Source organism: Gordonia pseudamarae (assembly GCF_025273675.1).
Lineage (GTDB): Bacteria > Actinomycetota > Actinomycetes > Mycobacteriales > Mycobacteriaceae > Gordonia > Gordonia pseudamarae.
This window is the reverse complement of the sequence record NZ_CP045809.1, coordinates 1,928,219-1,954,612: the sequence shown is the minus strand read 5'-3', so window position 1 is coordinate 1,954,612 and position 26,394 is coordinate 1,928,219. Positions and strand designations below refer to the sequence as shown.

At 65.0% G+C, this 26,394-nt stretch carries 24 protein-coding genes; 13 read left to right on the top strand and 11 right to left on the bottom strand.

Features of this window, described 5'->3' with window-relative positions; all coding sequences use genetic code 11:
- Positions 1 to 66: 66 nt before the first annotated feature.
- The gene (locus GII31_RS08605; protein ID WP_265737628.1) at positions 67 to 399 is read left to right on the top strand and encodes a DUF6596 domain-containing protein; all 333 of its coding nucleotides are present in this window, start codon (positions 67 to 69) and stop codon (positions 397 to 399) included.
- Here the strand turns inward: GII31_RS08605 and GII31_RS08600 are convergent.
- The 5 genes from GII31_RS08600 to GII31_RS08580 form a co-directional block, all read right to left on the bottom strand.
- Positions 392 to 1,846 (bottom strand): wax ester/triacylglycerol synthase domain-containing protein, encoded by a 1,455-nt coding sequence (locus GII31_RS08600; protein WP_260840383.1) that lies wholly within the window; start codon positions 1,844 to 1,846, stop codon positions 392 to 394. The two genes, GII31_RS08605 and GII31_RS08600, sit on opposite strands and share 8 nt — an antisense overlap.
- Positions 1,839 to 3,326 carry an HAD-IB family hydrolase gene (locus GII31_RS08595; protein ID WP_213248594.1) on the bottom strand — a complete coding sequence of 496 codons (1,488 nt, stop codon included), beginning with the start codon at positions 3,324 to 3,326 and terminating at the stop codon, positions 1,839 to 1,841. Before GII31_RS08595 ends, GII31_RS08600 begins: the two co-directional genes overlap by 8 nt.
- A complete protein-coding gene (locus GII31_RS08590; RefSeq protein WP_213248592.1) occupies positions 3,323 to 5,575 on the bottom strand; it encodes a glycerol-3-phosphate 1-O-acyltransferase in 2,253 nt (750 codons plus the stop codon). The genes GII31_RS08595 and GII31_RS08590 overlap by 4 nt, the downstream gene beginning before the upstream one ends.
- 109 nt (positions 5,576 to 5,684) lie before the next feature.
- Positions 5,685 to 6,077, bottom strand: a complete 393-nt coding sequence (locus tag GII31_RS08585) for a YchJ family protein (RefSeq protein WP_213248590.1) — start codon at positions 6,075 to 6,077, stop codon at positions 5,685 to 5,687.
- Positions 6,078 to 6,108: 31 nt separating this feature from the next.
- Positions 6,109 to 7,335: a L,D-transpeptidase gene (locus tag GII31_RS08580; protein ID WP_407649972.1), complete on the bottom strand. Its 1,227-nt coding sequence runs from the start codon at positions 7,333 to 7,335 to the stop codon at positions 6,109 to 6,111.
- Positions 7,336 to 7,847: 512 nt separating this feature from the next.
- Between GII31_RS08580 and GII31_RS08575 the strand changes: the two genes are divergently transcribed.
- The 6 genes from GII31_RS08575 to GII31_RS08550 all read left to right on the top strand — a co-directional run bounded on the left by GII31_RS08575 (position 7,848) and on the right by GII31_RS08550 (position 14,166).
- The gene (locus GII31_RS08575) at positions 7,848 to 9,035 is read left to right on the top strand and encodes an epoxide hydrolase family protein (RefSeq protein WP_213248589.1); all 1,188 of its coding nucleotides are present in this window, start codon (positions 7,848 to 7,850) and stop codon (positions 9,033 to 9,035) included.
- Positions 9,036 to 9,223: 188 nt separating this feature from the next.
- Entirely contained in the window at positions 9,224 to 10,363 is a 1,140-nt protein-coding gene (locus GII31_RS08570; RefSeq protein WP_213248587.1) for a helix-turn-helix transcriptional regulator, read from the top strand.
- Positions 10,360 to 11,304, top strand: a complete 945-nt coding sequence (locus GII31_RS08565) for a helix-turn-helix transcriptional regulator (RefSeq protein WP_213248585.1) — start codon at positions 10,360 to 10,362, stop codon at positions 11,302 to 11,304. Before GII31_RS08570 ends, GII31_RS08565 begins: the two co-directional genes overlap by 4 nt.
- Before the next feature lie 91 nt (positions 11,305 to 11,395).
- Complete coding sequence (locus GII31_RS08560; RefSeq protein WP_213248583.1) at positions 11,396 to 12,616, top strand: phosphotransferase family protein; 1,221 nt, start codon at positions 11,396 to 11,398, stop codon at positions 12,614 to 12,616.
- The gene (locus GII31_RS08555; RefSeq protein ID WP_213248581.1) at positions 12,617 to 13,135 is read left to right on the top strand and encodes a hypothetical protein; all 519 of its coding nucleotides are present in this window, start codon (positions 12,617 to 12,619) and stop codon (positions 13,133 to 13,135) included. It begins immediately after the preceding gene.
- Between the two features lie 89 nt (positions 13,136 to 13,224).
- The gene (locus tag GII31_RS08550; protein WP_213248579.1) at positions 13,225 to 14,166 is read left to right on the top strand and encodes a DUF7064 domain-containing protein; all 942 of its coding nucleotides are present in this window, start codon (positions 13,225 to 13,227) and stop codon (positions 14,164 to 14,166) included.
- Between the two features lie 105 nt (positions 14,167 to 14,271).
- Here GII31_RS08550 and GII31_RS08545 read toward each other — a convergent pair whose 3' ends face one another.
- From GII31_RS08545 to GII31_RS08530, 4 genes are read right to left on the bottom strand one after another with little or no spacing between them, the layout of a single operon-like run.
- Positions 14,272 to 15,969, bottom strand: coding sequence for an AMP-binding protein (locus GII31_RS08545; protein ID WP_407649928.1), 1,698 nt, complete (start codon positions 15,967 to 15,969; stop codon positions 14,272 to 14,274).
- Between the two features lie 54 nt (positions 15,970 to 16,023).
- Positions 16,024 to 17,058, bottom strand: a complete 1,035-nt coding sequence (dmpG, locus tag GII31_RS08540; protein ID WP_213248575.1) for a 4-hydroxy-2-oxovalerate aldolase — start codon at positions 17,056 to 17,058, stop codon at positions 16,024 to 16,026.
- Positions 17,059 to 17,078: 20 nt separating this feature from the next.
- A complete protein-coding gene (locus tag GII31_RS08535) occupies positions 17,079 to 18,050 on the bottom strand; it encodes an acetaldehyde dehydrogenase (acetylating) (protein WP_213248573.1) in 972 nt (323 codons plus the stop codon).
- The gene (locus GII31_RS08530) at positions 18,047 to 18,892 is read right to left on the bottom strand and encodes a 2-keto-4-pentenoate hydratase (RefSeq protein ID WP_213248571.1); all 846 of its coding nucleotides are present in this window, start codon (positions 18,890 to 18,892) and stop codon (positions 18,047 to 18,049) included. Before GII31_RS08530 ends, GII31_RS08535 begins: the two co-directional genes overlap by 4 nt.
- Positions 18,893 to 19,115: 223 nt before the next feature.
- On the opposite strand from GII31_RS08530, the gene GII31_RS08525 reads away from it, so the two are divergent.
- The 3 genes from GII31_RS08525 to GII31_RS08515 are packed head-to-tail and all read left to right on the top strand — an operon-like array spanning position 19,116 to position 21,184.
- Positions 19,116 to 19,640, top strand: coding sequence for an aromatic-ring-hydroxylating dioxygenase subunit beta (locus GII31_RS08525; RefSeq protein ID WP_213248569.1), 525 nt, complete (start codon positions 19,116 to 19,118; stop codon positions 19,638 to 19,640).
- Entirely contained in the window at positions 19,637 to 20,452 is an 816-nt protein-coding gene (locus GII31_RS08520; RefSeq protein ID WP_213248567.1) for an SDR family NAD(P)-dependent oxidoreductase, read from the top strand. Before GII31_RS08525 ends, GII31_RS08520 begins: the two co-directional genes overlap by 4 nt.
- 36 nt (positions 20,453 to 20,488) lie before the next feature.
- Entirely contained in the window at positions 20,489 to 21,184 is a 696-nt protein-coding gene (locus GII31_RS08515) for a dienelactone hydrolase family protein (protein WP_213248565.1), read from the top strand.
- A gap of 59 nt (positions 21,185 to 21,243) precedes the next feature.
- Here the strand turns inward: GII31_RS08515 and GII31_RS08510 are convergent, their stop codons facing one another.
- Positions 21,244 to 22,563, bottom strand: coding sequence for an aromatic ring-hydroxylating oxygenase subunit alpha (locus GII31_RS08510; protein ID WP_213248563.1), 1,320 nt, complete (start codon positions 22,561 to 22,563; stop codon positions 21,244 to 21,246).
- A gap of 213 nt (positions 22,564 to 22,776) precedes the next feature.
- On the opposite strand from GII31_RS08510, the gene GII31_RS08505 reads away from it, so the two are divergent.
- From GII31_RS08505 to GII31_RS08495, 3 genes are read left to right on the top strand one after another with little or no spacing between them, the layout of a single operon-like run.
- Complete coding sequence (locus tag GII31_RS08505; RefSeq protein WP_213248561.1) at positions 22,777 to 23,127, top strand: non-heme iron oxygenase ferredoxin subunit; 351 nt, start codon at positions 22,777 to 22,779, stop codon at positions 23,125 to 23,127.
- A 13-nt stretch (positions 23,128 to 23,140) separates the two neighbouring features.
- The gene (locus GII31_RS08500; RefSeq protein ID WP_213248559.1) at positions 23,141 to 24,352 is read left to right on the top strand and encodes an NAD(P)/FAD-dependent oxidoreductase; all 1,212 of its coding nucleotides are present in this window, start codon (positions 23,141 to 23,143) and stop codon (positions 24,350 to 24,352) included.
- A gap of 16 nt (positions 24,353 to 24,368) precedes the next feature.
- Positions 24,369 to 25,433 (top strand): DODA-type extradiol aromatic ring-opening family dioxygenase, encoded by a 1,065-nt coding sequence (locus GII31_RS08495; RefSeq protein ID WP_213248557.1) that lies wholly within the window; start codon positions 24,369 to 24,371, stop codon positions 25,431 to 25,433.
- 27 nt (positions 25,434 to 25,460) lie between these two features.
- Here GII31_RS08495 and GII31_RS08490 read toward each other — a convergent pair whose 3' ends face one another.
- Positions 25,461 to 26,213 carry an IclR family transcriptional regulator gene (locus GII31_RS08490; protein WP_246222174.1) on the bottom strand — a complete coding sequence of 251 codons (753 nt, stop codon included), beginning with the start codon at positions 26,211 to 26,213 and terminating at the stop codon, positions 25,461 to 25,463.
- Positions 26,214 to 26,394: the final 181 nt, after the last annotated feature.

Sequence of the window (26,394 nt, the reverse complement as noted above, 5' to 3'; positions counted from 1 at the left end):
ACTCCGGCAAAGACTGCAACGTGGCCCACATCATATCGAAAAGCCTTAATTCGGACAATGGCGCTGATGCTGCGGCTCGTCGCCGACCTGACCGTCACCGGACTGCTCGCACTCGTGCTGCTCACCGAGGCCCGGCGTCCTGCCCGGATCGACGGAACCGGCCGGCCTGTTCCACCGGCCGATCAGGACCGGACGCTGTGGGATGCGGAGCTGATCGTCGAGGGCAGCGCCCTGGCGGAGACTGCCGCCGGGTCATCGGAGGCACGCACGCGGCTACACGATCCAGGCCGCCATCGCAGCCGTTCACGCCGAGGCGCCGTCGTTCGACACCACCGGCACCGGAGTCTCCCGCTCGTCGGTACCGATACCCCGGAACCGACGGTGATGCCCGTCAGGTGAACCGGATCATGCGGCCGGATGGGTCGGCGAGCGCGAGGACCTCGTTGAATCCGTCGACGATCGACTCGGCGAACAGCTCCGGTTCGGTGACGGCGGCGGCGTCGTAGTTGATTCCGATGCACGAGGTGCCGTTGTAGGTGACCATCGTGGCCATCATCGCGCAGCCGGGCAACGGACCGAAGGCGAACATCCGCTCCACCCGTGCCCCGGCCACATACGATTCCCAGTCGATGCCGCCGACATTACTGGCCTGCAGGTCGTTCTGGGTGGTGGCGCCGCTGAACTGGCCGACGATCTGCCCGGGCAGCCACGCCAGCATCGGGCCGACGTCGTTGAACGCGTTGACCGCGGGCTCGTTGCGCGCGGCACGGATCTGCTCGCGCACCGTCAGTACCCGCTCGAACGGGTCGTCGATGCCGGTGGGGCCGGCCAGCCTGCCGATCGACATCCGTGTCTGGTACGGGCTCTCGGAGCTGCGCACCATGATCGGCACGGCGATGGGAATCGCCTCCACCGGCCGATCCAGTCGCCGGTGGTAGAGCCGCAGACCGCTGACCAGACCACCCAGATACACCTCGTCCACCGAGGCCCTGATCTCCGCGCCCGCCGCCTCGACCGCCTCGAACGGCACCTCGAACGCGGCGAACCGCCACGACAGGCTGCGCTCGGCCAGCAACGGCGATCCCGGCGGGCTGATCAGGCCCGCCACCCGCGGCACCGAGCGGCCGAACCGCAGCACCTGGCTCAGCGCCTTGCGCGGATCGGTCAGCGCCATCGCCCCTTTGATCGCGAGGTCGACGCGGTGCGGTGCCCGCCGTACCTCGTGGGACACCTGCCGCAGCAGGATGTCGAGGGCCCCGGTGTTGTCGGGGTCGGGCGCGGGCGGCTGGGGCTTGCCGAGCACCGGATCGCGCTGGCGCGAATGCAGTTGCGCGAGAATCCCGATCGAGGACATGCCACCGGTGAGCGCCTGATGCGCCTTCAAGAAGTAGGCACCCCGACCGTCGGGCAGACCCTCGATCAGGTACACCTCCCACGGCGGTCGTTCGGGATCGAGCGCGGTCATGGCCAATTGCTGGCAGGTGGTGAGCAGTTCACGGATCGACCCGTCCCCGGCCAGCCGCATCCGGCGCACGTGATAGTGCAGATCGAACTCCGGATCGACCACCCAACTCGGGATGCCCGCGCCCAGAGGCGAATCCACGACGCGCTGGCGCAAGCGTGGCAGCATCCGGCTGCCCCAGTCGTGTGCGGCCACCAACCTGTCCCAGTCGGGTACGCAGTCGTAGATCTCCAACATGCTGAGCGTGCCCCGATGGTGGCGGTCCGAATCGCCGCGCCACAGTACGGCATCCACCGGACTCATCTGGCCGTCGGCGCCGAAGTCCAGCGGCCGGTCATGGTCTGACAGTTTCGAATACGGTCCCGCAGATGTCTGCTCAGTCATCGAACACCCCCGAAGTTCTCGTCTGCCTGCCGTCGTCGAACGCTTCCACCGGCCAGTCGGCCAGTGCGTGCACGAACATCTGCCGAACCTCGTCGGCGTGCTCACCCATCGTCTCGGCGGTCCACGAGGAGGTGTCCACCGGCGGCAGCACCCGCACCTCGACCGTGCCCGGTTTGACGAGTTGGTCTCCGCGCCACATCAATTCACCGCAGTTGCGGAGCACGACGGGCACCACCGGAACCCCGGCCTGCGCCGCGATATGAAATGGACCCTTCTTGAAAGGCCCCAAACGCGGTGTGGCCGAACGGGTTCCCTCAGGAGATACGACGAGGCAGGCACCGTCCTCACGGAGCTTGCGCACCGCCGGCTCGAGTTGTTCGATGGCCTTGCCCGCATCGGCGCGGTCGATGAACACCAGGCCCGCCGCATCGAGGATCGGACCGAGCACCGGAAGCTGTTTGATCTCCTTCTTCGCCACCCCCGTGGCGTGGCTGCGGATCAGATTCACCAGCACCGGCAGATCCAGCTTGGACTGATGGTTGAAGACGAACACGCACGGCCGGGCCGAGGTCAGGTAGTCCTGCCCGTCGAGAACCTTGACGTCGACCCCGGCCAGCGCCATGCCCACGTCGTTGCCCGCCGACACCCCGGCCTGGATGGCGGCCTCGCGGTCACCGCGAACCAGACCTCCCACCACCCCGGCGGCCGCCCCGGCCAGGAACGAACCGTAGAACGCGCCGGTGCGTACCGCCATCTCCCATTTGTTGTGAGTGGGGTTGGTGATGTCGAGGATCGGCCAGCCGCGGTCGGTGGCCACAGCACGCAGCCCGCTCTGCGGTGAGATGGCGGCCGGGTGGCCGACCGACTCCAGGTACGGCACGTCCTCGTTACCGTCGCTGTAGGCGAACGACGACTTCAGATCGAGGTCGTACTCGTTGGCCAGCCTGCGGACCGCGGCGGCCTTCCCTGGACCCCACAGCGGACGGCCGAGGATCTCGCCGGTCACCACACCGTCGACGACCTCCACGTCGGTGGCGAGGGCGTGATCGGCGTCGATTTCGCGGGCGATCGGTTCGATCTGGAATCGCGTCGCCGAGGAGGCGATGACGATCCGGTGCCCCATCTCCCGGTGGACGCGCAACAACTGCCACATCTGCGGGCGCAGCTTGGCGGCTGTCTCCTCCCTGAACAGGGTGGCGCCGAAGTCGAGCAGTTCGGCGTACGTCTTACCGGCGAAGGTCGGCTTGGTGGCCCTGAGCACCTCGGCGTAGTCCTGCTCGGACTCCACGCCGCGCAGACCGATCATCAGAAAGTCCAGCGCCTCCCCGAGACCGAATTCGAGGCTGCGCACCCGCGCCCGGGCGAACGCGACGACGGAGAAACCTTCGATGAGGGTGCCGTCGTAGTCGAAGAACGCGCACACCTGCTTGCCGGTGGGAGCCGATCGGATCTCCCGGATCCGGTCCGCGACCGTGGTCATCGTTCCTCCGCCGGTGCCGCCGCACGGCGCGCCTGCGCGATCTCGATCTCCGCGATCCGGGCCAGCCGGCGCCGCATCTCCTCGACCTCGGACAACCACAACCGCCTTCGCTCGGCCACGTCCCCGTCTTCCGACGGACTGATCAGATTCCGGTTCTCGGCAAGCTGGTAGGCGGCGTCGTACAACTCCCGCGACACCGAATCCTTGCTCCTGACAACACCTTGCAACACCAGCTGACGACCGAGTCCCAGGGCCTCGATCAGGACGGTCTCCTTGTCGACCGACCGGTCACCGGCGGAGGCGAGCAACGTGGCCATCACGAGCTGGGCGTCGAAGAACGGCTGCAGGGTGCGCCGGGCGAAGAGCTGTCCCGCATGTCCGAGCAAGGTCTGGTGGATCCGCTCGGCGGACGGCGGTTCATGACGCCAGTCGGGCACGATGAGATCGAGTTCGGCGCCGAGCCGGTGCAGGAATTCGTCCTTGACCGGGAAGAAGAACTCAAACTTCAGCAGATCACGAATACGCAGGGACTCGGCCTGTCCCGCGGCCAAGACCTCGTCCTCACCCAGACTGAGCAGTCCGTCGTCGGCGGCGAGCAGTCCGAGCTCCACGATGGCGCGGTCGACGAAGTGGTGAATCGCGCCGTTGCGGTAGTAGGCGGCGATCGGATGGTTGTCGGGGGTGATCGACCACACCTGGTCGGTACCGCCGTCGTAGCGGGTGAGTACGCCCGCGTCGGTGAGTTCACCCAGGGTGCCCAGCAGTCCGAGTCCCCGGCAGCTGGACGGGTCGGGACCCGGCAGTCCGCGGCGGTCGATGTAGGACAGCAGCGGCGCGAGGATCTGCTCGATCTCGGCGGCCGTGTACGCCCTGTCCTCGGCACCCAGAATGGCGAAACCCGCCAGCGATGTGGCCGATATCGGTGTGGCCGAGTTGATTTCGTCCATCACCCGGAAGGCGACCTTCTCCAATTGTGCCTTGCCCTCGCCCGCCTCGGCGAGGGCCTGACGCAACGAGAACGGCTCGCCGAATCGAACCCTGGCGTTGCCCAGGTACTCCCGTTGCTGTTTGGCGTAGCGCAACAGCCAGCCCAGGTCCTCCGGCCGCTTCTTGGCGCCCGCCGCTTCGGCGGCCATCGCGCCGATCTCGTGCAACTGGTCGTAGACGATCGAGGTGGGCACCACCATCACGTCGGCATCCTCGAGATGCGCCACGGCGTCGGCGACATAGGCGAGCAGTCCGAGTTTGGGCGGACGGAGCTTACCGGTGCGACTGCGGCCGCCCTCGATATACCACACGAGGTTGAACCGCTTTTCGACGATGTACGACAGGTACGAGCGCATCGCGAACTTGTACACCGGGTCGGTGCCGAACTTGCGGCGGATGAAGATGGTCCCGGCGCGACGGGCGATGGCCGAGAGCGGCCACAGTTGCAGATTGTCGCCGCCCAGGATCAGATTCGGTGGAAAGTCGTAGCGCCGCAATACTTCTGCGAGAACAAACGGATCGACGTAGGAGCGATGCGAGGGCAGGAACACCAGTCCGTGTGTCTTGTTGAGGGTGCGCAGCTTGCCCATGGTATCCAGGTCGGCCGACACCGTCCAGGTGCGTTCGTGCAACTGGCCCAGGATCGAGGACAGCACGTCGTCCATGAGCCTGCTCTGGGTGGCCACGAAGGTACCCATTTTGTCGGTGGCCTCGCGCACGACGGCAGCCGCCGGACGGCCGAGTTCGGCCGCCAGGGTGGCCGCGTTCGCCTGAAAACGCGCCGACGCACCGATCTGCTCGGCCACGAGGCGGGGCACCTTGTAACGGTCGCCCACCACCTGACGTTCGGCGCGTTCGGCCGCCAGCGCGGCCTGCACCCCGACGAACGCCTCGAACGATTCGCCCTCGGCGGTTTCCTGGCGGTACCGGGCACGCAGATCGGTAATGGTGGCCGCCGCACCCTGCACCACCCGCACCCGGTCGGGCGACTTCTTCTTGATCATCTCCTGCCGGAACGCGGGCGGCTTCCGCGGATTGGACAGGGCAAGCACATCGGCGACGGACACCCGCCGCTCGCCCCGGCGCACCGGAGGCAACCAGACCACGCGCGCCGGGATGAGTTCGGTGTCCTCGTCCGTGGTGGCGAAATCGATCTCGCCAAGGGTGAGTAGCTCGGCGTCGGGACGGTTCGCCGCCGCCCACTCGGCCACGACCTGTCGCTCGCACGCTGTGCGTACGTCCGCCAGCACAATTGATGCCAACGCCTGACCTCCCAAGGTTTGTGATGCACCGCACAGCATATCCCAGCGGATACGCCGTCCTGCACGATCTTCAACGGCATCCGTCCGTGTCGCCGTGCCCGTACGAGGATCAGCGCGCCCCGACGTATTTCCACTCACCGTCGACGCGCTCGAACCGGCTGTGCTCGCGCAGCGTCTCGCGCCTGCCGTCGGCACAGTAGTAGGCGGTGAACTCCACGTCACCGGTTTTCTCGAAGGGGGTTCCGCCGCCGGCCGAATGAATGTCGAGGCGGTACCAGTCCAGCGAATCGTCCAGGTCGAGAGTGCGCGGACGGGTGCCGGGATGCCAGCTGTGCAGCAGGTAGTCGGCGTCGCCGACGGCGAAGGCGGTGAACCGCGATCGCATCAGTGCCTGCGCGGTGCCGGCACGGCGGGTACCGGCCAGCAGCGGACCGCAGCAATCACCGAACACCACACCCGACGTACAGGGACAGCGGTCGACGTCCGACAGCGATCTGCTCATCGTCCGACCGATCGTCGACGCGGACCGCCGGTCAGGCGTTGCCCGCCGACCACGTACTCCATGCGATGTTCCAGTCGCCGAGTCCATCTGTCCCCGACAGCGTCTGGCCGCTGGTGTTCCGCACCTCCACGGGGTCGCCCCGGAACGTGTTGTCCATAACCCACTTGGCGTCTGCGGGGCTCAGGTTCAGGCAACCGTGGCTGGTGTTGGTGTTGCCCTGGGCCCACACCGACCAGGGGGCCGCGTGGAAGAAAATGCCGCTGTAAGACATGCGGGTGGCGTAGTCGACCGGGGTGCGGTAGCCGTCGGCCGAGTTGATCGGGACACCGTACGTCGACGAATCCATCACGATGTGCTCGTGCTTGTCGGCGACGATGTAGATGCCGTTGTCGGTCTCGGAACCGGGTTTGCCCATCGATGTCGGCATTTCCTTGATGACCTCGCCGTTCCTTCGGAACGTCACCATCTTGGTCTTGTCGTCGGCGGTGATCACCATCGAGCGGCCGATGGTGAAGTTGGTGCTCACGTTCTCCTGGCCGAACAGGCCGTCACCGAGGTTGACCCCGTAGGTGTTGACCTTCACCGAGACCTTGGTACCGGGCTTCCAGTAGTTCTCCGGGCGCCAGCGCACCTCGGAATCGGAGATCCAGTAGAACGCACCCTCGACGCGCGGGGTGGTCGTGATCCTGATGGCGTTCTGCGCCGCCTTCCTGTTCGGGATAGCCTCGTCGAACTTGACGGCGACGGGCTGGGCGATACCCACCTCCTCGCCGCGGCTGGGCGTCAGATACGCCTGGGTGAGCATGTTGGGTGCGCTGGTGGTGAAGGAAACGCTCTTGCTGCTGGTGCCGCCCACGCCCACCGCGGAGGCCTTGAGTGTGTAGGTCTTGCTGTAGCCGAGCGGCTCGTTGATCGTCCACACGCCGTCGACGAGCTTGCCCTTGACCGGGGAGCCGTCGGCCTTGTCGATGTTCACCCTGGTGACGGCACCTTCGGTAGCCTTCACACTGATGGGGGTTCCGGGCGAGATACCGATCGACTGATCGGCGAGCGTCTTGGGCTTGGACCCCTCGGTGATCTCGATGCCGGGTTTGAGCATGTCGTCGAAGAGACTCGAACTCGACACCGCCTCCGAATACTCGGGGTCCTCCGCGCAACCTGCCAGTGCCATCGCGGTCGCGGCCACAATCGTGACCAACGCCACAGCAGAACGTCGCCGTGCACCGGAAGTCTGCCTCCCCGAACGCCCGAAGCTCATCGTCAACTCAACCTTCTCACTCCGTGCCACGAGCACCACGAGAACCGCCCGCTCCCGTGACCAGTGGTTGTGCCGAAAAAATCATCGTCAGCGCCCCCGCTGCCGATGTCCGACCAATTGTACGAGACATCGGCGGTACGCATTCCACCGATGTCATTCGCAGGCCGGCCCAGCGCGTTACACGATCGCGGATCCGGGTGGCCGCCCGTTCACGTTCGGGGGCGAATACGCCTCCGCCATGCTCGGCCTCCCCGGTCGTCGGCCCCGCGGTCCCCGATGGCGACAGGTCTGCGGGCCGCGCACGCCGGGGTGATGCGGTCTATGCCCGGCGGGTGATGTTTCGGCCCATTGCGCCGTAACCCGTTGCGCGCACGGGTCACGCTCGGCACAGTCTCAACCGAACAGGCGCGGCCTCCGGCGGGCGGCGATCACCCGCAGGGCAGATCGCATCGTTCGGGTAATCCACACTTCGTGGCGGCCGTATGTCGTCACATCGGACAGAGGAGCCCACAGTGTCAGCAAGCGGCGGTCAGGCCACCGAACAGGTCATCACCGGATTCCGTGCCGAAGTCGATCCCGGAGAACTGAAAGACCTGCGCCGACGGCTCGCCGCCACGCGATGGCCCGGCGCGGAGGTGGGTTCGCCGTGGCAGCAGGGCCCACCGGTCGCCTACATGAAGGAACTGTGCGAGTACTGGGCGCACGGATACGACTGGCACCGCTGCGAGGCACGACTCAATTCCTTCGACCAGCACATCACACGTATCGACGGCCTCGACCTGCATTTCATCCACGCCCCCTCGTCGCACGGCGGGGCGACTCCGGTCGTGCTGGTGCACGGGTGGCCGGGATCGGTGATCGAGTACCTCGATGTCATCGAGCCGCTGCGCAGCCCTGAGGACTTCGGTGGCAGCGCCGCGGACGCCATGCACGTGGTGGTCCCCTCCCTGCCCGGATACGGGTTCTCCGGCAAACCCACCGAGAACGGCTGGGACATCGCACGAATCGCCCGGTCGATCTCCGAACTCATGCTCCGGCTCGGTTACCGCCGGTACATCGCCGTCGGCACCGACTGGGGAGCGGCCGTGGCCATGTCGCTGGGGCAGCACGAGGATTCCGGACGACTGTTGGGCGTCAGCCTCAACCTCGCATTCGCCGATCCCCGCAACTACGACTTCGAGCCAAATGACGAGGAGACGGCGTACCACGCCAGGCAGGGCGCATACCTGAACGGCGACAACGGATACGCCGTGATCCAGGCGACACGGCCACAGGCGATCGGCTATGCCCTGGACGACTCGCCGGCAGGATTGGCCTCCTGGATCGTCGACAAATTTCATTCATGGGTCGATTTCGATTCATCGATCGACGACGCGGTGGACCGCGACAAACTCCTCGACAATATCTCGCTGTACTGGTTCACCCGCTCGGCCACATCGTCCGCGGGGCTTTATTTCGAGGCTTTCAGTTCATTGTTCACCGACATCTCTCCTCTTGATTGTCCGGTCGCCTATACCCGCGCGAAGGATATCTTTCAGATCTCCGAACGGGAGGCACGTACCCGATTCAGCGACCTTCGGCGCTACGCGGGGGCCGCGCGCGGCGGCCACTTCCTGGCACTCGAGCAGCCGGCATTCTTCGTCGACGACCTGCGGCAGTCGGTGCGAGCCCTGATCGACCCACCCCCGAACGAGGGATAGCGCTACCGCTTTCGAGGGAAATCACCGGCGGACGGTCGGCGCGGGCGCACACACTCCCTATCATACAGCCAAGTGATGCACGTCATATGAGCTACCGGCGGCGGGGCGGTCGAGGCACCTGCCGCAACCCCCGCCGTCCTGCGGTTTCTTGTCGTGCAGTTGTTTTTTGTCACGAAACGGGAGAATCGATGATCACCATGACCGCACGAGGCCGGACAACCCCGACCCGGCCGTATGCGTCGATGCTCGCACAGGCCATCCGGCACGGTGACGACCGCGCATTCGCCGACCTGGAAACCGTCTCCCGAGAGGATGGCGCGACACTCGAGAGTGTCCGGCAGTTGTTGCTCGAGCTGCTGCTGGCGCGCACCCTGACCGGACATCAGGTGCGCCGGGCCGCCGAATTGCTCACCACTCTCGAGGACATCCGCCGACGCGGGATCCACAGCCGTATCACCGGTTATCGCAACAGGTTCGAAGGCCTTCGGCGCATGTACGCGACGCTGCCCACCACCGCACCGGCAGAACTGCCGATGGCGGTGACCAGCCGGGTATGCCATGAGCTGGGTTTCGCCAAATCCATGTATTCGGCTGTCCGCGGCAGCATCTGGGCACCGCAGACGATCGCGATCCATCGTGATCTCGGCGGGTTCTCCGATCTGCGCCGGGCGGTGAACGGGCACGTGGTACCGAAAGGCGCCGCACCACGCGAAGAAGGCATCATGAACCGGCCGCGCGGGATGATGGTGGAGTACGCCGACACCCTCCACGACACATACAAGCCCTTGATCGACCTGTCCAAACCACAAGGCTATGTCGTCGTCCCAGTCATCGTCGCGGGCAATGTCAGAGCCATCATCCATGCCGACCGCAATCATGTGGCGATCGATTCCCCCGACCTTGAGATGCTTCACGCCGTCGGCGGGGCGTGTGCGCTCGCGGCGGAGACGGCCTTGGTCCGGTCACGCATAGCGCGGCACAACCGCGCCATGCGTGACCAGCTCAAGGCGTTCGAGAGCGCACTGTCGGATCTGGAAGAATCACAGCTCAGCTACGTCGAGGCCGCAACCGGCAGCAGGCCCGGCGAGGTCACGGTGACTGTCGACCCACGCAATCTGCTCACCGCACGCGAACTGCAGGTTTTCGAACTGGCGGCGTGTGGCGAAACCAACGCAGCAATCGCCGAACACCTCGACATTTTACCCGGCACGGTCAAAACGCATCTGCACCAGTCCTACCGCAAACTCGGGGTCGCCAACAGAGCCGAGGCCGCGGCCACATTCCACTCGTGGGGTCCGCGCGGTGCCCCCGGGAATCTGATCGGATGAGCGGCCGGCCGCGCCACCGGTCGGCGGTGGACCTGCTCTCGAACCAGATCGAGGAGTCGATCGCCGGTCTCACGCAGGACTCCCACGTCGATCCGGTCGAGGCGGGTGTCCTGCTCGCCGAACTCGTCGGCCGCAGAGCGGCTCTGGAGGAGGCGGAATTGTCCCGGGCGCGATCGGTGTCGACGGAGCTGCGCCGGGCACAGCGTACGCTGTCCGGTGCCTCCGGATTCGACGAGCTCGTAGCCACTGTATGTCCGGCGGTGGCCGCGATCGCCGGTGCGGACTTCGTGATGTTATCCCGGCTCGACAAACTGCTGATCCGGCCGCTCGACGCGCTGACCACTGACGCCACCGAGTTTCCCCACACCGCACCCCCACTGCCCCAACCGTTTCCACTTCCCCCCGATATCCTCGAGTCCGGCACCGTGCCGGAGACATTCATCGCCGATGGCAGTACCGTGTTCCGGCTCGACGTGGGCGGTGATCCCGCCTGCCTTGTCCACGTCGCGGGTCCGTTGTCACGCACCGCCACCCGCGCGGTCGGCAGTTTTGTGGCAACGGTCGGTTCGGCGATCGAACTACTTGCGCTACGTCGGCGCAGCGCACGTCAGCACGACTATTCGCGCACTGTGCCGTGGACGCATTCTCAGTCGCCCGATCCCACCGACCGCCGTACCGAATCGGTATCACCGGACCCACCGAGTTCCCTCACCATCCGCGAACAGGAGGTCTTCAGGCTGCTGCTGAGCGGCACGTCAAATGCGACGATCGCCGGCCGCCTCGTCGTGTCGGTGGAGACCGTGCGGTCCCATGTGAAGAATGTGCTCCGCAAATGCGAGGCAGCCAACCGGACCGATCTCATCGCCCGCTATCACGGGCCCCGCAACGTCCCGACTGACCGAGTGAGCCGGAAGCGCCGCCCAGACTCCCCCCTCCGGTAGATATACAACTGTCCCCCGGGTGATGTGTGACGGATATCATCAATGTGATGCTCCTGCGCAGCAACGTTTTTGCCTAGCAGAGAAGGTTCACATGCCAGTATCTCAGACCCTCAGACCAGCACTCATCGACAAAGATCATCCCACTGCCGATCAAATCCGCGACCTGTCCGCATCCCTACCCACCGAGCCCGAGATCGATCGGATTCTCACCCGTAAACTCAAGAATAGGACCCGGGGCGGGTTCACCTGGCCGTCACTGGAGGAAATCAGCGGAGGCCTTCTTTCACTACTCACCACCGAACTCGGTGCACGATTCGGCGGCGTCACCGAACTACGTTGGCTTTCGGGGGGGGCGTCGAAGGTCCAGGTCTATTTCGAGCTCGACTGGACCGACGCCGACGGGGCGCCCAGCCACACCCCGATGGTGCTGAGGATGGATCCCGCCGAGTCCATCCAGGAGACCAGCCGCCGGCGTGAGTTCGAACTGCTCACCGCGTTCAGCGGTATCGTTCCGGCACCGGCCGCGTACTGGCTCGACGATACCGCCGAGCACCTGCCGTATCCGGCGATGGTCACCGGCTTCGTCACCGGAGTCACCAAACCCACAACCGGTGCGGCCGGCGTGTCGGGGCTGAAGGCAAGCCTGACACCGGAACTGCGAAACTCACTGGGGCAGCAGTTCGTCGAGATTCTGTCGACCATCCACAACCACGACGTCGATGACCCCCGCCTGCGAAGCTTCGAACGTGCCGGCGACGCTCACGACGTGATCGTCCACCACATCAACTCGTGGGACCGGATCTGGCAGGAGGATTCAGACGTCCCCTCTCCCCTGGTCCGTCTGGCCTTCGCCTGGCTCCGCGCGAACATCCCCACCCCGGACCGACTCAGCGTGGTCCACGGTGATTTCCGGACCGGGAACTACCTGTTCACCGAGGACGACGCGACCATCTCGGCGATCCTCGACTGGGAAGGCGGTCACATCGGGGACCGGCACGAGGACCTGGCCTACACACTCAACAGAATGTTCGGCAGCGAGGGCGACGACGGCGAGTTCCTGGTGAGTGGCCTGATGCCCGAGAGCGAGTTCCTGGACAGGTACACCCAGGTCTCCGGACTGTCCGTCGACCCGGAAACACTTCGGTTCTGGAAGATATTCAACTGCCTCAAGACGGTGATCATCGCCGTGGCCACCGCATATCGGATCACCACCAACAAGAAGACACACCAAGACGTTCTGGTCGCGTGGATCATCGGCACCGAGGGCGTCCTGCTCGACGAACTGCGCACACACCTCGAGGAGGTCAACTAAATGCAACTCCGCACATCACTGCGCCTGAACACCGCTGTCGAGGCAATGACACATGTCATCATCCCCGCACTCGATCCCGACAACGGACCGGCCCACGAGCAGGCGGCACTGGTCGTGGGGATGCTCACCAACGCGATCGATTGGCTCCCATACGAGCACGCCTTCGATCGGGCTGAACTGTCAAGTAACCGAGAGGCACTCGCCCAGACATCCGACGCCACCGAGCAGACCGCGGCGCTGATCGACCTTGCCGATGATGTGCTTTTGCGCTCGTCGGCCTCCCCCGGCGATGTCCTCGACTGCGTGCGTGCACTGCGGTACGCACTTGCGACCCAGGTGGACAGCACATTCGAGAACGGCACCCCGGCCGAACGCACGGCGGTCAGCCGAGCGGTACTGGACGCGGCCGCACGCGAGACCCCGCTGGTGCGTGCCGCGTACCTCGGCCACGGGTTCGAAGGCCCCACTACCGGCGTCGCCCCGCTCGCCGATCAACTGGTCCGGACCGGCGGCAAGTGAGGCCTGCCGCACTCGCGGCGATCGGCTCAATGGACACCGGCGACAACAGCCCGACAGCAACGCCCTGAAGACGAACAAGGAACCCTATTGTGAACGCACTGACCGAACAGGCCCGCGACTTCCCCCACGAACATGCATACCGGCACACCCTCGGTGACGACGGCCGCGAGTCACTGGCCCACATGCTGTTGATGCCCGAGCACGGCATCGCCGGGTTCGTCTACCCGACGATCCGCACCGAGGGTCCGGCCAAGGGCCGGGCCTACCTTTTCGGCCCGACGCTCAACGAACCCGTCACCGAGGAGGTCGAACAGGCTGTGCCCGAAGGGATGGACTTCGCCGACTGGCAGGTCGGACCCTTACAGATGGCGGTCCGGGAACCACACAAGACCGTCGATCTCAACTGGGCGGGTGACCGGATCACACTTCGCGGCAGATATGAGGCGCTACATCCGCCGTACGCGTTCAGTATGCACCCGGCGGGCAATCCACCGTACTACGGAGATGACCGGACCGAGCAGCACGGCACCTTTGCCGCCGACCTGACCGTCGACGGCAGAGAGTTCACGCACAACGGATTTCTGGTGCGCGATCACTCCTGGGGTCCGCGCGTCTGGGGAGTCAACCAGCACCACAAATGGATTCACGCCGTCACCCCGAACTGCTCGGTGCATCTGTTCCAGATGCAGTCCTTCGGCCAGGTCCATCAGCACGGATATGTGTACAAGGACGGCGAGATGGCTCACGTGTCGTCGGTCGAGTATTCGGTGAAATTCGATTCGTCCATGATGCACCAGGCGGTCGACGCCGAGGTCATCGACGAATCCGGTCGTCGCACCTCTCTCGAGTCGACCGCATTCGCCAACATTCAGCTCGGCGCATGGGACCCGATGGTGTACCTCAACGAGTCGGCGCTGCAAGTGTCCGTCAACGGCGACGAAGGGACCGGTTGGGCCGAGTTCTGCTGGAACAAGAACTACTTCGACTTCGCCCACCGTTACATCGTCAAATACGGGCCGGCTGGCGCATAGCCATCAGGAACCTGCTTGCCCAATCGGATGATTCCTTGTAGGCCACTGCGACTATCATTGTGGCCCACAAGGAATCACGCCGGAACGATTCCTGTCGCCGGCTTTCTACGCCGAAGTCGTGACGGCGTCCTCGTAGCGGAACTCCGAGTCCAACGCTTCACCCGACCGGTGTGCCGCCATCTCCCGCTGCTGGAGTTCGACACGCCTGATCTTTCCCGAGGTGGTCTTGGGGAGTTCGTAGAACTCGATCCGGCGAACCTTCAGATAGGCGGGAAGGTGTGCGGCCGCGTACTCGAAGATCTGTCTGGCGGTGTCCGCGGTCGGTTCCCAACCCGAAGCGAGGCTGACATATGCCTTCGGCAGCGCGAGTCGGGTCTCGTCGGGCTGCGGTACCACCGCGGCTTCCACCACCGCCGGGTGTTCGATGAGAACGCTTTCCAGTTCGAACGGCGACACCTTGTAGTCGGATGACTTGAAGACGTCGTCCGTCCGACCGATGTACGTGATGTATCCGTCGGAATCCTGTTGCGCCACATCACCAGTGTGGTAGTAGCCGTCGGCCATCACCTCCTCGTTGCGGCTCGGATCACCCACATAGCCGGTCATCAGATTCAGCGGGGATCGCGCCAGGTCCAGACAGATCTCGCCCTCGGTGGCCGGGCGGCCGGTGACGGGGTCGACGAGCACAACCGGAACCCCCGGCATCGGCTGTCCCATCGAACCCGCTTTGACCGGCCGGTGCGGTCGGTTCCCCACGAGCAGAGTCGTCTCGGTCTGCCCGAAACCGTCGCGGATCGTCAATCCCCACGCATCCTCGACCTTGCGGATCACGTCCGGGTTGAGTGGTTCGCCCGCACCGAGTAACTCCCGGAGCCCTTCGGGCCGGGCACCCAGATCCGCCTGGATCAGCATCCGCCACACCGTCGGCGGCGCGCAGAAGGTGTTGATCGCCTTGTCCCGGAGTTGCCTCAGCAATCCCGCGCCGTCGAAACGCCGGTAGTTGTAGACAAAGATCGTCGCCTCGGCGATCCAGGGCGCGAAGTAACAACTCCACGCATGTTTGGCCCAACCGGGGGCGCTGATGGCCAGATGCACATCACCAGGTCGCACACCTATCCATGCCATGGTGGTGAAATGACCTACCGCATAGCTGATCTGGGAGTGCTCCACGAGCTTCGGCCTGCTGGTGGTGCCCGAGGTGAAGTAGATCAGCATGGTGTCGTCGACCGTCGTCGGGGACTCGAACGGTCCGGCGACGGCGGCGGCGCTCGCCTGAGCGTAGGAGACCCAGCCGTCGCGATCACCACCGACCACGATCCGGCGGATGCGGGCGTCGATACGGTCGAACTTGTGCGTGTCGGACAGGTTGGCGATCACCACGTCGGCCCGCCCCCGGTCGATCCTGTCACGCAGATCGTCTTCGCCGAGCGCACCTGTCGTGGGCATGATGACGGCTCCGAGTTTGGCGATGCCGAGCATCGACTCCCACAGCTCCACCTGGTTGCCCAGCATCAGAATCACCCGGTGTCCTTTGGTCACACCGAGCGAGGACAGCCAGGTCGCGACCTGATCGGATCTCAACACCATCTCGCCGAAGGAGACCTTCTGTTCGGTGCCGTCTTCCTCCACGATCCACAGCGCGGTACCGTCGTTGCCTCGGGCAAACGTATCGAACCAGTCCGTCGCCCAATTGAAACTGCCCGTGAGTTCGGGCCAGCTGAAGCCGTCACCGGCGGCGTCGTCGGCGACATGCGCGATCATCCGGTCTCGTGCCTGCCGGTATCTGCTGATGTTGTCGGTCACTGTGTCTCCCGTGGTGGTGTGGTGATGGAATACGGCTCGGCGAGCCCGGTACATTCAGGTCGCGGCGATGAGGCGTGCATCGCGTGTGAGGTCGAGCGCGATGTCGACGATCATGTCCTCCTGCCCACCGACGAGTCCACGGCGCCCGGCCTCGACGAGAATTGTCCTGACGTCGAGACCGTGTTGAGCTGCGGCCGATTCGGCGTGCCGGAGGAAGCTTGAATAGACACCCGCGTATCCCAGCGTCAGCGTTTCCCGGTCAACACGCACCGGTCTGTCCTGCAAAGGGCGCACGATGTCATCGGCCGCGTCCTGCAACGCGAACAGGTCGCAGCCGTGCGGCCAGTCGTTGAGATCGGCCACCGCGATGAACGGTTCGATCGGGCAGTTGCCCGCACCCGCACCCTGACCCGCCAACGAGGCGTCAACCCGTGTGACGCCTTCTTCGACGGCAACAACCGAATTTGCCACGGCCAGTGACAGATTCTCATGGGCGTGAATGCCGATCCCGGTGTCGGGTTCGAGCACCGACCGATATGCCCGCACCCGCTCGCGTACACCGCCCATGGTCAGGCGTCCGCCCGAATCGGTCACGTAGACGCAATGCGCGCCATAGGATTCCATCTTCTTGGCCTCAGCGGCGAGTTCTGCGGCGGGAAGCATATGACTCATCATCAAGAAGCCGGATACGTCCATACCCAGTTCGCGCGCGGTTGCGATGTGCTGCGCCGAGACATCGGCTTCGCTGCAATGCGTGGCAATCCGCACCGATCGAACGCCGAGCCCGTATGCCCGCTTCAGATCCTCGATGGTGCCTATCCCGGGGAGCAACAGCGTGGTCAACACGGCGGTGTCGATGTTCGCCGCGGCCGTCTCGATCCATTCCCAGTCGGTGTGCGAGCCAGGACCGTAGGTGAGACTGCCGCCGGCCAGCCCATCACCGTGCGCCACTTCGATGGCGTCGACGCCGGCCCTGTCGAGAGCGGCCACGATCCGGCCGACATCGCGAGTACTCATCCGATGCCGCACAGCATGCATGCCGTCACGCAGAGTGACGTCCTGGATGTACAGGCGCTGCGGACTATTCATTTCGTTCACAACAGTTCCCGTCAGTTCGTGGCCGCCACGACCGGTGTCGTCGCGGGTGTCTGAATGCGTGCGGCGGCCGCCTCGGCCGTGCGCAGCGCGGCCGAGGTCATGATGTCGAGATTGCCGGCATAGGCGGGCAGATAGTGTGCGGCACCTTCGACCTCGAGAAAGACCGTGATCCTGGTGGTCACCGGCCCACTGCCGGCGCGGAGCAGAGTGTGCACCGGTTCGTCGGGATCGATGTCTGCGAACTGGACCTCTTGCTTGAGCCGGTAGCCCGGCACATACTCCGCCACCTGCGCGACCATCGATTCGATGGACCGGCGCACCGAGTCGCGGTCACAGTCCCCGGTCAGGCAGGCAACGGTGTCGCGCATCAGCGGTGGCGGGTCCGCGGGATTGAGGATGATGATCGCCTTGCCCCGGTCCGCACCTCCGACGGTCTCGATCGCCGCGGCCGTGGTCTCGGTGAACTCGTCGATATTGGCCCTGGTGCCCGGCCCTGCCGAGGCCGAGGCGATCGACGCCACGATCTCCGCGTACGGGACGGCGGTGACCCTTGACACCGCGTACACGATCGGGATGGTTGCCTGCCCACCACAGGTGACCATGTTCACATTGCGGGCCCCTCCGCCGAGTTGGGCGTCCAGATTGACCGGTGGAACGACGTAGGGACCGATCGCCGCCGGTGTCAGGTCGACAAGCACCTTCCCGAACGGTTCGAGAAGTTCGGCGTTGCGCACATGCGCTCCCGCGGAGGTGGCGTCGAATACGATTCCGATCTCACCGAAACCGTCCATCGCGATCAGGCCCTCCACACCGTCTGCGGTGGTCGGCACTCCCAGCCGTGTGGCCCGGGCCAGCCCGTCGGATCCGGGGTCGATCCCGACCATGGCGCCCATCTGAAGCCGGCTCGATTGCCTCAGCACCTTGATCATCAGATCGGTGCCGATATTGCCCGATCCGATGATCGCGACCTTGACCGTGCTCATCGCTCATCTCCTTCACCGAATCGAACCGTCACCCGTCCCAGACCCGACACCTCGGCGCACACCCGCCGGCCCGGCTCCGCGACCACCATCGGCCCCAGTGCACCGGAAAGGATGATCTGTCCGGACCGCAGCGGATCGCCGAACTCCTGCGCAGTCCTGGCGAGCCATTGCAAGGCGATCAACGGGTCCCCGAGGCACTCGGCGCCGGTCCCGGACGACACCTGTTCATCGTCGACGTACAGGGCCATCGTCGCGGCGACGGGATCGATATCATCCAGTGACACCTGCCGGTCACCCAGTACGAACAGCCCGCACGAGGCGTTGTCTGCCACCGTATCGGCGATCGTGATGTCCCAGTCCGCAATCCGAGAATCCACGATCTCGATGGCCGCGACCGCGTGGTGCACGGCGGCACGGATCGTACGCAGATCAGTCGCCCCGTCGAGGTCTGTGCCCAGGATGAAGGCAATCTCTGCCTCGACCTTGGGCTGCAGAAGCCGCCCGGCCGCCACCGTCGACCCTTCAGCGAGCCTCATATCGTCGAGAAGCACCCCGGAATCCGGTTGATCAACGCCCAACTGCCGCTGCACGACAGGTGCGGTCAGGCCGATCTTGCGGCCGACTATCCTGGCCCCGCCCGCCGTCCGCGCCTCGACCCGGCGTCGCTGCACGGCATACGCGGCGGCGACGTTGTCGGCGCCGAGCAGATCCCGCACGGGCGGGCACGGACGCCGTGTGCGGTATGCCCGTTCCAGCCGTTCGATCGCCGCACCTATGGCGGCCGCCGAATCACCGTCCCCTCGCGACACGATATCGGTGTGTGAATGTACTGAGGCCGTCATGTTTCCCCTTGTCGATGGTGGAGGCCGGGTCGATCGAAAAAGTCCGGGCTGAGGTGAGAATCCAAGGCTGGTCCGCGCCGCCGTGTTTCGTTGAGCCCCGGTTCCGCTCGCCGGAACGAATCAGAATGCCGGCCCCGGATACGTTCCGGGGTCCGGAACACCTCATGTCTTGCCTGACCCGGATCACCCAGTGTGATCTGGACTACCGACATAAGGAGAGATCATGGTTGATGTCGAACTGCAGCCTCGGCCCACCGCCGTAGAGTTGATGACCATGTCGTATGAGATCGAGCAATTCCTGTTCCGGGAAGCCGATCTGCTTGATTCCTGGCGTCTTCCCGAGTGGCTGGAATTGTTCGCACCGACCGGCGAATACCTGATCCCGGCAACCGACCGACCCGACGGCGACCCGGCGAACGACCTGTTTCTGGTGCAGGACGACCGGTTTCTGCTCGAACAACGGATCAATTCACTGATGCGGCGCTCGGCTCATGCCGAGTATCCACATTCGCGGACGCGCCGATTCGTGTCGAACGTCAAGGTGACGCCGATACTCGAAGGCCGGCTTCTCCTCCGGGCCAATTTCGCGGTCTTCCGCATGCGTGCCGGCAACGTCGACACCTACGTCGGACACTACGACCACGTCGTCGAACGCGACGACGACCACGGCTTCCGGTTTGTGGTCCGGCGTTCGACACTGGATCTCGATGCACTCCGACCGCACGGAAAAGTGAGCATCATCCTATGAGGCGACTCGAGGGCAAGGTGGCGATCGTCACCGGTACCAGCCCCAACATCGGCGGCACGCTGGCCATGGGGATGGCCGCCGAAGGCGCCCGCATCGTATGTACCGATCTGTCGGCCGAGGTATGCGGCGACTGCGCGGAGAAGATTGTCGCCGCCGGCAGTGACGCTGTCGCCGTGCCCGGCGATGTGACCGAATCCGGACACGCCGACGAGGCCGTCGAGAGCGCGCTTTCACGTTGGGGCAGGGTCGACGTCCTGGTGAATAACGCGGTCTTCTTCGATCAGCGCGGTATCGAATCGATGGACTACGACGCCTATCTGAGGCAGCTCCAGGTCATTCTGGGCGGCGCATTTCTGTTCACCCGTGCCGCCGCCCGGGCGATGGTGTCCTCCGGGCGCGGCGGCAGCATCGTCAACGTGCTGTCGACGGCGGCGTTTCAGGGGCAGCCCGGCAACATCGGCTACGCGACCGGAAAGTCCGGCTTGCTCAACTTCACTCGTTCGGCGGCGATGGAATACGCGGCACACGGCATTCGCGTCAACGGATTCACCCCGACCGCCACCGCCCCCACCGATCCGGCCGCGATCGCCCAGATGAACGACCTCATTGACCGCCCACAGGAATACCGGATGAACTTTGCCGCCCAATTGCCGATGTCGCGTCTGCCCTCGCCCGCCGACTATGTGGGTGCCGTCGTCTTTCTCGCCTCCGACGACGCGGCGATGATCACCGGAACGAACATCACCGTGGACGGCGGCGCGACCGCCAAGTATTGGCCGTGGCAGCCGCACGGGACCGCCGGTGATCTATGAGGCTTCGGAGCGCAAGACCTCAGGAGGAGATTTCGCATGGCTGATGTCCTGATCGACCCGATTCGCTCGACCGTCGGCATCGATTCGGTCGAGCGCACGACTCTGGAGGTTCCGCTCGGCGGCATTCCCGGCGGGACCGTTGTCGTCCTGTGCGAACCCGGCACACTTGAGTGTTACGGCCCCGAGGTGATGAACCGGCTGGCCGAACACGGCTTTGAGTCGTTGGCCGCCGAAACCACCCTCGCCGGCGGTCCGGCCGTGGTTTCGGCGTTGCTCAGGCGGGCCGCCGAACGCGGCTGGTCGCCCGAGCAGGTGGGGATGGTCGGTCTCGGCATCGGTGGCCGCGTGGTTCTCGATGCCGCCACCCAGATGGAATTCGGAGCCGCCGTGAGCATGTCGGCGACCGAACCCGGTACCGTCCCAGGGCCTCTGGCCACACCGTGGCTCGGACTCTTCGGCCGGGACGACCCCGGAGTCTGCCCCCGATCGCTCGCGGCGCTGAGTTCGGCACTGAACGACGATTCGAACACCTTCTCGCAGATCGTGTCCTATGCGGGCGCCGGCAGGCATTTCTATTCGCACGGTGACGACGACGGCCGCGGCTACGCCGCCTGGTACGACGGTTGGCAACGCACGACCGAATGGCTGGCGGCACGGGTCGCGCCACGACTGACCCCGCTCGCGCTGCAATGGCGGGCACGCAACCGTGCCGAAGAGCCCGGGATCCGCTGATCGGACCGAGACCGCGCCGTCCCCGCCCGCGGGGACGGCGCGGTCTCGTCATCCGGCGGCTATCGCGTGACCGCCGCGGCCGAGGCGTCGGCCGGGCGACGACCGGCGGTGAACATCTCGCCGAGTGCGGACTGCTCCTCCGGCGGAAGGACCTCACCGGTGATCAGTTCGTTCCACCTGCGCCACCACGTCCGCATCTGCAGTTCGTCCGAGGTCGACGCTGCCGTCTTGTTCATACCTCGCGAGATATCGGACCAGCCGAGTTCCTTGCGGCCGCCGTATCCCACCTGGCAACTCTCCAGCGCCTCCACATCATCGGGCGACGCGAGACCGCCCGGGCCCCAGAACGTCAGGAAGTTGTCCAGCCGCTGCCGGCGCAGTTCCTCGCCCTCCTCCGGCGGGGCGAGTTCCCAGGCCGTCACCTCCATGTAGTCGGGTGTCACCGGATCGATCTTGCGAATCACCACACCCATGACGAGGTCGATCACCACCAGGTTCGGGAAGATCACCAGATTGCGGTTTCCCTGCATCCTGTCGACCCACCCATCGCCGTATCTCGCCCGAAAGTCGCCGAATCGCCGATCACGTTCGGCGGCACCCGACTCGGACAGCGGACGGCCGAACAGGCCCTCGGTGGCCGGTGCACCCGCCACGACCGCGTGCCCGTTGCCCAGATCGACGGCCCGGGAGTCCGCAAGCGCGCTCGGATCCAGCGAGCCGCGGGCGGCGAGCACCATCTCGAAGTATCGCTGGTGCGTGGAGACGGCATGGTAGCCGTCGAAACTGTTCTCCACCAGCAGCTTCCAGTTCGCCTTGATCGAGTACTCGTGCGTCCCCTCCAGCACCTGCATCTGTGTCGCCGACTGGTCGCACACCAGATCGAGATACTCGGTGGCACCGGCCAGATACGTTTTCAGGTCGACGATTTCGGGGTCGAAGCTGACGAAGACGAATCCTCGGTAGGAATCGACCCGTGCCGGCGCGGCAAGATCGGGGCGGGCGAAGTCAGCACCGTACGAATCGTCACCGGGCATCGACACCATGTCCCCGGAGATACTGAAGCTCCATCCGTGATAGAAGCAGGTCATGAAGCGGGCATTGCCGTCGCGTTCACGGCAGAGCATCGCACCGCGATGGGGGCATGAGTTAATCCAGACCCGGATATCGTTCTTGGCGTCCCGCGCGAATATCAGCGGCCGGCCGGCAACAGTTCGGGTCTTGAAGTCGTTCTTCTTCAGTTCGGTCTCATGACCGATGTAGAGCCAACTGTGTTCGAAGATCGCGTCCCGCTCCTTGGCGAACACCTCCGGATCCACCATCACGTCACGATTGACCTGAAATCGCGGCATCACCCGATCATCGACGACATATTCAGACACCAGAGTCCTCCTCGGTAGGGCTGGGTAATTGGGCGTGTGTCGATCGTCACGGGTTCAGCCGCGAAATGTAGTGGCCCGTTCCAGCGTCCGGAACCGGGTATGTCCGGGGAAAGTCTGTGAAAACAATACTGACCGACATCGAATCGCCGTTCCTTCGGCACCACACGAATTCGGCGCGGATCCAGATCGCCCGACGCTACCTGAAAGGCGGCCATGGACAGCATCATCCAGACCACCGGACGACTTTTCGCCTGCACCGTGAACGATCTCGGCAACGGTGAGTCGATGACCGTTTCGGGCGACATGCCGATCGCCCTGTATCGCAATGAGGACGGCGAGTTCTTCGCGACCGCCGACACCTGCACCCATGAGGAATGGTCACTCGGTTCCGACAGCGACCTCGACGGCAACGAGGTGCTGTGCCCGCTGCATATGGCGCGCTTCGACATTCGTACCGGTAAGCCCCTGTGTTTTCCGGCCACCGTCGCCCTGAAGACGTTCGGTGTCGAGATCGAGGACGACAAGGTCTACATCCTCACGGCGCAGTCCGGTAAAGATGACTAGGCAGGAGACTGTAATGCACGTAGTGATCGTCGGGGCTTCAGTCGCCGGAATCCGGACCGCTCAAGCACTGCGGTCCCGTGAGTTCGGCGGTTCGATCACCATCGTCGGTGAGGAGCCGCACCAGCCCTACGACAAGCCACCCTTGTCCAAGGAGATGATCGATCCGCGGGGAGCCGGCGTGCCGGTCCCGCTGATCACAACCGGCGCGCTCGCGGAATTGCGCGTGGACCTGCGGCTGGGGACCCGCGCGACCGCACTGGACACAGCCGGAAAGGCCCTCGCCCTCGACGATCACACCGAGATCTCCTATGACAAACTGGTGATCGCGTGTGGCGCGCGGGCGCGCACGCTTCCCGGCACGGCGGGATTCGGCAACGTCCACACCATTCGCGACGCAGACGACGCCCATGCGATACGTCGGGCGCTGCGGACGACCGGGCAACGGGCCGTTGCGATCGGCGCCGGCTTCATCGGAGCCGAATTCGCCTCCACCGCAACCGCACATGGCACGCCGGTGACCATTGTCGAAGCCCAGGAAGCGCCTCTGGCCCAGCAACTCGGTGCCGATGTCGGGCGGCGTCTGGCCGAACTCCACACCGCCAACGGGGCCACGCTCGTGACCGGGCAACAGGTTTGCGGCCTCGACGGCCACGGCCGGGCAACCGGCGTTCGGCTGTCCGACGGCCGGATTCTGCCCGCCGATCTCGTCGTCGTGGGGATCGGTGCTACGCCCGCGGTGACCTGGCTGGAGTCCTCGTCCCTGACTCTGGAGAACGGGATCGTCTGTGATCAGACCATGCGGGCGATCGGCGCCGCCGATGTATACGCCGCCGGGGATGTCGCCCGCTGGCACAATCCCCTCTACGGCGAACTCACCCGTATAGAGCACTGGACCAACGCCAACGAACACGCCGATGCTATCGCCGCAGATATCGTGGGCGCACCGGCACCGCGTCCCGCATTGCCCTACGTGTGGTCGGACCAGTACGGCAAGCGCATTCAGATCATCGGGCGACCGGGGCTGGGTTCACCGGTGACCGTCACGGGCGAGGCCCGTACCGGCGATCTGGTGGCGGCCTACGCCGATGATTCCGGAGTATTGGTCGGCGCGCTCGTCATCGACAATCCGCGACTTCTGATGAAGTTCCGAAAGGCAATCGGCTCCGGTACCCGTCATCAGGATTTTTCCGCTCCGGTACCGGCCGGACGCGGGACCGGAAGATAGCGAACGAGGAGAGACCATGGCAGAAGTTCTCGGTGTGGGTTTGACCCACTATCCCCTGCTCGCCGGCAAGGACACCCATATGGCGAGCCTGCTCAAGAGCACCCTCAAAGATCCCGATATCCCCGCCGATCGCAAGGATCCTTCGGCGTGGCCACCGTTGGCGAAGACCGAATGGGGAGACGACGAAGGAGTTTCCGCGGCCACCGAGCACCGCGCGGTGCTGATGGACAATCTCCTTCGATGCCGAAAGGCCATCGACGAGTTCGCACCGGATGTTCTCATCGTGTGGGGCGACGACCAGTACGAGAACTTCCGTGAAGAGGTTATCCCGTCGTTCTGCGTTCTTGCCTACGAGGACACCGAGGTCGAGCCATTTGGCGTGCTGGACATGATCAAGGTGCCGAACTACTGGGATCTTCCCGGCGACACCTCGTTCACCATGCGCGGAGATCCCGATTACGCCAAGAAGGCGGCCGCAGAGGTCCTCGGCTCAGGTATCGACGTCGCCTACTCCTATCAGCAGCGCAAAGGGATTCACTTCCCACATGCGTTCGGCAACACCCAGCTGTTTCTGGACTTCGACAATGTCGGCGCGGAGTTCCCGTATCCGATTGTCCCCATGGCGGTGAACTGCTATGGCGAGCATGTGATCGCACGTAAGGGCGGGATCGCCCGCTTCGCCGACATCAACGCCGGCGAGGACCTCGATCCCCCGGGTCCGTCCCCGCGCCGCTGTTTCGAGTTCGGCAGGGCCGTAGGGCGGTTCGCCGCCCGCGGTGACAAGCGGGTCGCGCTGGTCGCGTCGTCGAGCTGGTCGCATGCCTTTCTTCACGACAAGGGGTGGCATCTGCGCCCGGACACCGAGGCCGACCAGACACTCTACGACGCCATGGTGGCCGGCGACTACGACCTCTGGAACGCACGCACGAGCCGTCAAGTGGTCGATTCCGGTCAGCACGAGATGCTCAACTGGTACTGCCTGCTGGGTGCGATGTCCGAACTCGACATGTCGCTGCGCTGGTCGGAGCTGGTGGTCACCGAGATCTTCAACTCCAACAAGGCGTTCGCGGTCTTCGGCTGAACATCGCGGCGCGGGTTCCCCCGTGGATCACATCTCCCGGGGGAACCAGTGTTCCCGGCCCGCCGCCAATCCGGTCTCCAGTTCCGCCACAATCTGACTTGCAGTCGCCCGTACCGCACCCGACACGTTCATCGCGGGTGGGCGGTCGGCGCTGAATCCCACCGACACCGCACCGACGGCGAACCCGTTCATCACGATCGGCGCCGCCACACAGGCGAGCCCCGGTTGTGCCTCCTCGCATTCGCGGGCCACACCCTCCGCCCTGACGCGGCGCAACTGTTCGACCAACTCGTCGACCGAGGAGATCGACCGGTGTGTCATCCTCGGCAGCGGCGACGGCAGAAACGCCGCCAGGTCGTCAAGATTCTCGAAGGCGAGCAGAGCTTTGCCGAGTGCTGTGCAATTGGCGGGCAGTCGAGAGCCGATCGTCACGATGGACGCCGGCGATTCCCGCTGCGCCAGCTTCTCCAGGTACACGACGTCGAACTCTCGCAGGGCACCCATGAGTACCGTCTCGCCGGTCCACTGGTGCAGCTTCGTCAGGTGGGGCATGGCGAGATCACGCATGTATCCCGCGGGGGTGGACGCCCCGAGTTCGAGCAGCGCCATTCCGATCTTGTAGCCCGACCGGTGGTGTTCGACCGCACCGAGGTCGATGAGCCGGGCGAGCAACCGGTGCACGGTCGATTTCGGCAGGCCCGACGCACGGGAAAGCTCACTCAGTGTCATCACCCGCTCCTGCGCGTTGAACGCGCGGAGCAGGTCGAACGCCTTCGTCAAGATCGACGGAGTATCTCCTGCGGCCTCACGGGGCTGGGGGCTGATGGCCAGCATTGTTCACCTCGACGCATAGTCGGTTGTCTGTATTGACTACCTCATATCGTGAGGCACGTCACCGTTTTGCCGCTTTTCGTTGTTCCGGCCGCCGGAACAGCGACTCAGATCGGATCGGGACAGATGC

Bases quoted from the DNA above. Each gene is read 5' to 3' on its own strand.
- GII31_RS08605 (WP_265737628.1), top strand. From the start codon at position 67: ATGCTGCGGCTCGTCGCCGACCTGACCGTCACCGGACTGCTCGCACTC.
- GII31_RS08600 (WP_260840383.1), bottom strand. From the start codon at position 1,846: ATGACTGAGCAGACATCTGCGGGACCGTATTCGAAACTGTCAGACCAT.
- GII31_RS08595 (WP_213248594.1), bottom strand. From the start codon at position 3,326: ATGACCACGGTCGCGGACCGGATCCGGGAGATCCGATCGGCTCCCACC.
- GII31_RS08585 (WP_213248590.1), bottom strand. From the start codon at position 6,077: ATGAGCAGATCGCTGTCGGACGTCGACCGCTGTCCCTGTACGTCGGGT.
- GII31_RS08580 (WP_407649972.1), bottom strand. From the start codon at position 7,335: ATGAGCTTCGGGCGTTCGGGGAGGCAGACTTCCGGTGCACGGCGACGT.
- GII31_RS08570 (WP_213248587.1), top strand. From the start codon at position 9,224: ATGATCACCATGACCGCACGAGGCCGGACAACCCCGACCCGGCCGTAT.
- GII31_RS08565 (WP_213248585.1), top strand. From the start codon at position 10,360: ATGAGCGGCCGGCCGCGCCACCGGTCGGCGGTGGACCTGCTCTCGAAC.
- GII31_RS08560 (WP_213248583.1), top strand. From the start codon at position 11,396: ATGCCAGTATCTCAGACCCTCAGACCAGCACTCATCGACAAAGATCAT.
- GII31_RS08555 (WP_213248581.1), top strand. From the start codon at position 12,617: ATGCAACTCCGCACATCACTGCGCCTGAACACCGCTGTCGAGGCAATG.
- dmpG (WP_213248575.1), bottom strand. From the start codon at position 17,058: ATGAATAGTCCGCAGCGCCTGTACATCCAGGACGTCACTCTGCGTGAC.
- GII31_RS08535 (WP_213248573.1), bottom strand. From the start codon at position 18,050: ATGAGCACGGTCAAGGTCGCGATCATCGGATCGGGCAATATCGGCACC.
- GII31_RS08530 (WP_213248571.1), bottom strand. From the start codon at position 18,892: ATGACGGCCTCAGTACATTCACACACCGATATCGTGTCGCGAGGGGAC.
- GII31_RS08525 (WP_213248569.1), top strand. From the start codon at position 19,116: ATGGTTGATGTCGAACTGCAGCCTCGGCCCACCGCCGTAGAGTTGATG.
- GII31_RS08520 (WP_213248567.1), top strand. From the start codon at position 19,637: ATGAGGCGACTCGAGGGCAAGGTGGCGATCGTCACCGGTACCAGCCCC.
- GII31_RS08515 (WP_213248565.1), top strand. From the start codon at position 20,489: ATGGCTGATGTCCTGATCGACCCGATTCGCTCGACCGTCGGCATCGAT.
- GII31_RS08505 (WP_213248561.1), top strand. From the start codon at position 22,777: ATGGACAGCATCATCCAGACCACCGGACGACTTTTCGCCTGCACCGTG.
- GII31_RS08500 (WP_213248559.1), top strand. From the start codon at position 23,141: ATGCACGTAGTGATCGTCGGGGCTTCAGTCGCCGGAATCCGGACCGCT.
- GII31_RS08495 (WP_213248557.1), top strand. From the start codon at position 24,369: ATGGCAGAAGTTCTCGGTGTGGGTTTGACCCACTATCCCCTGCTCGCC.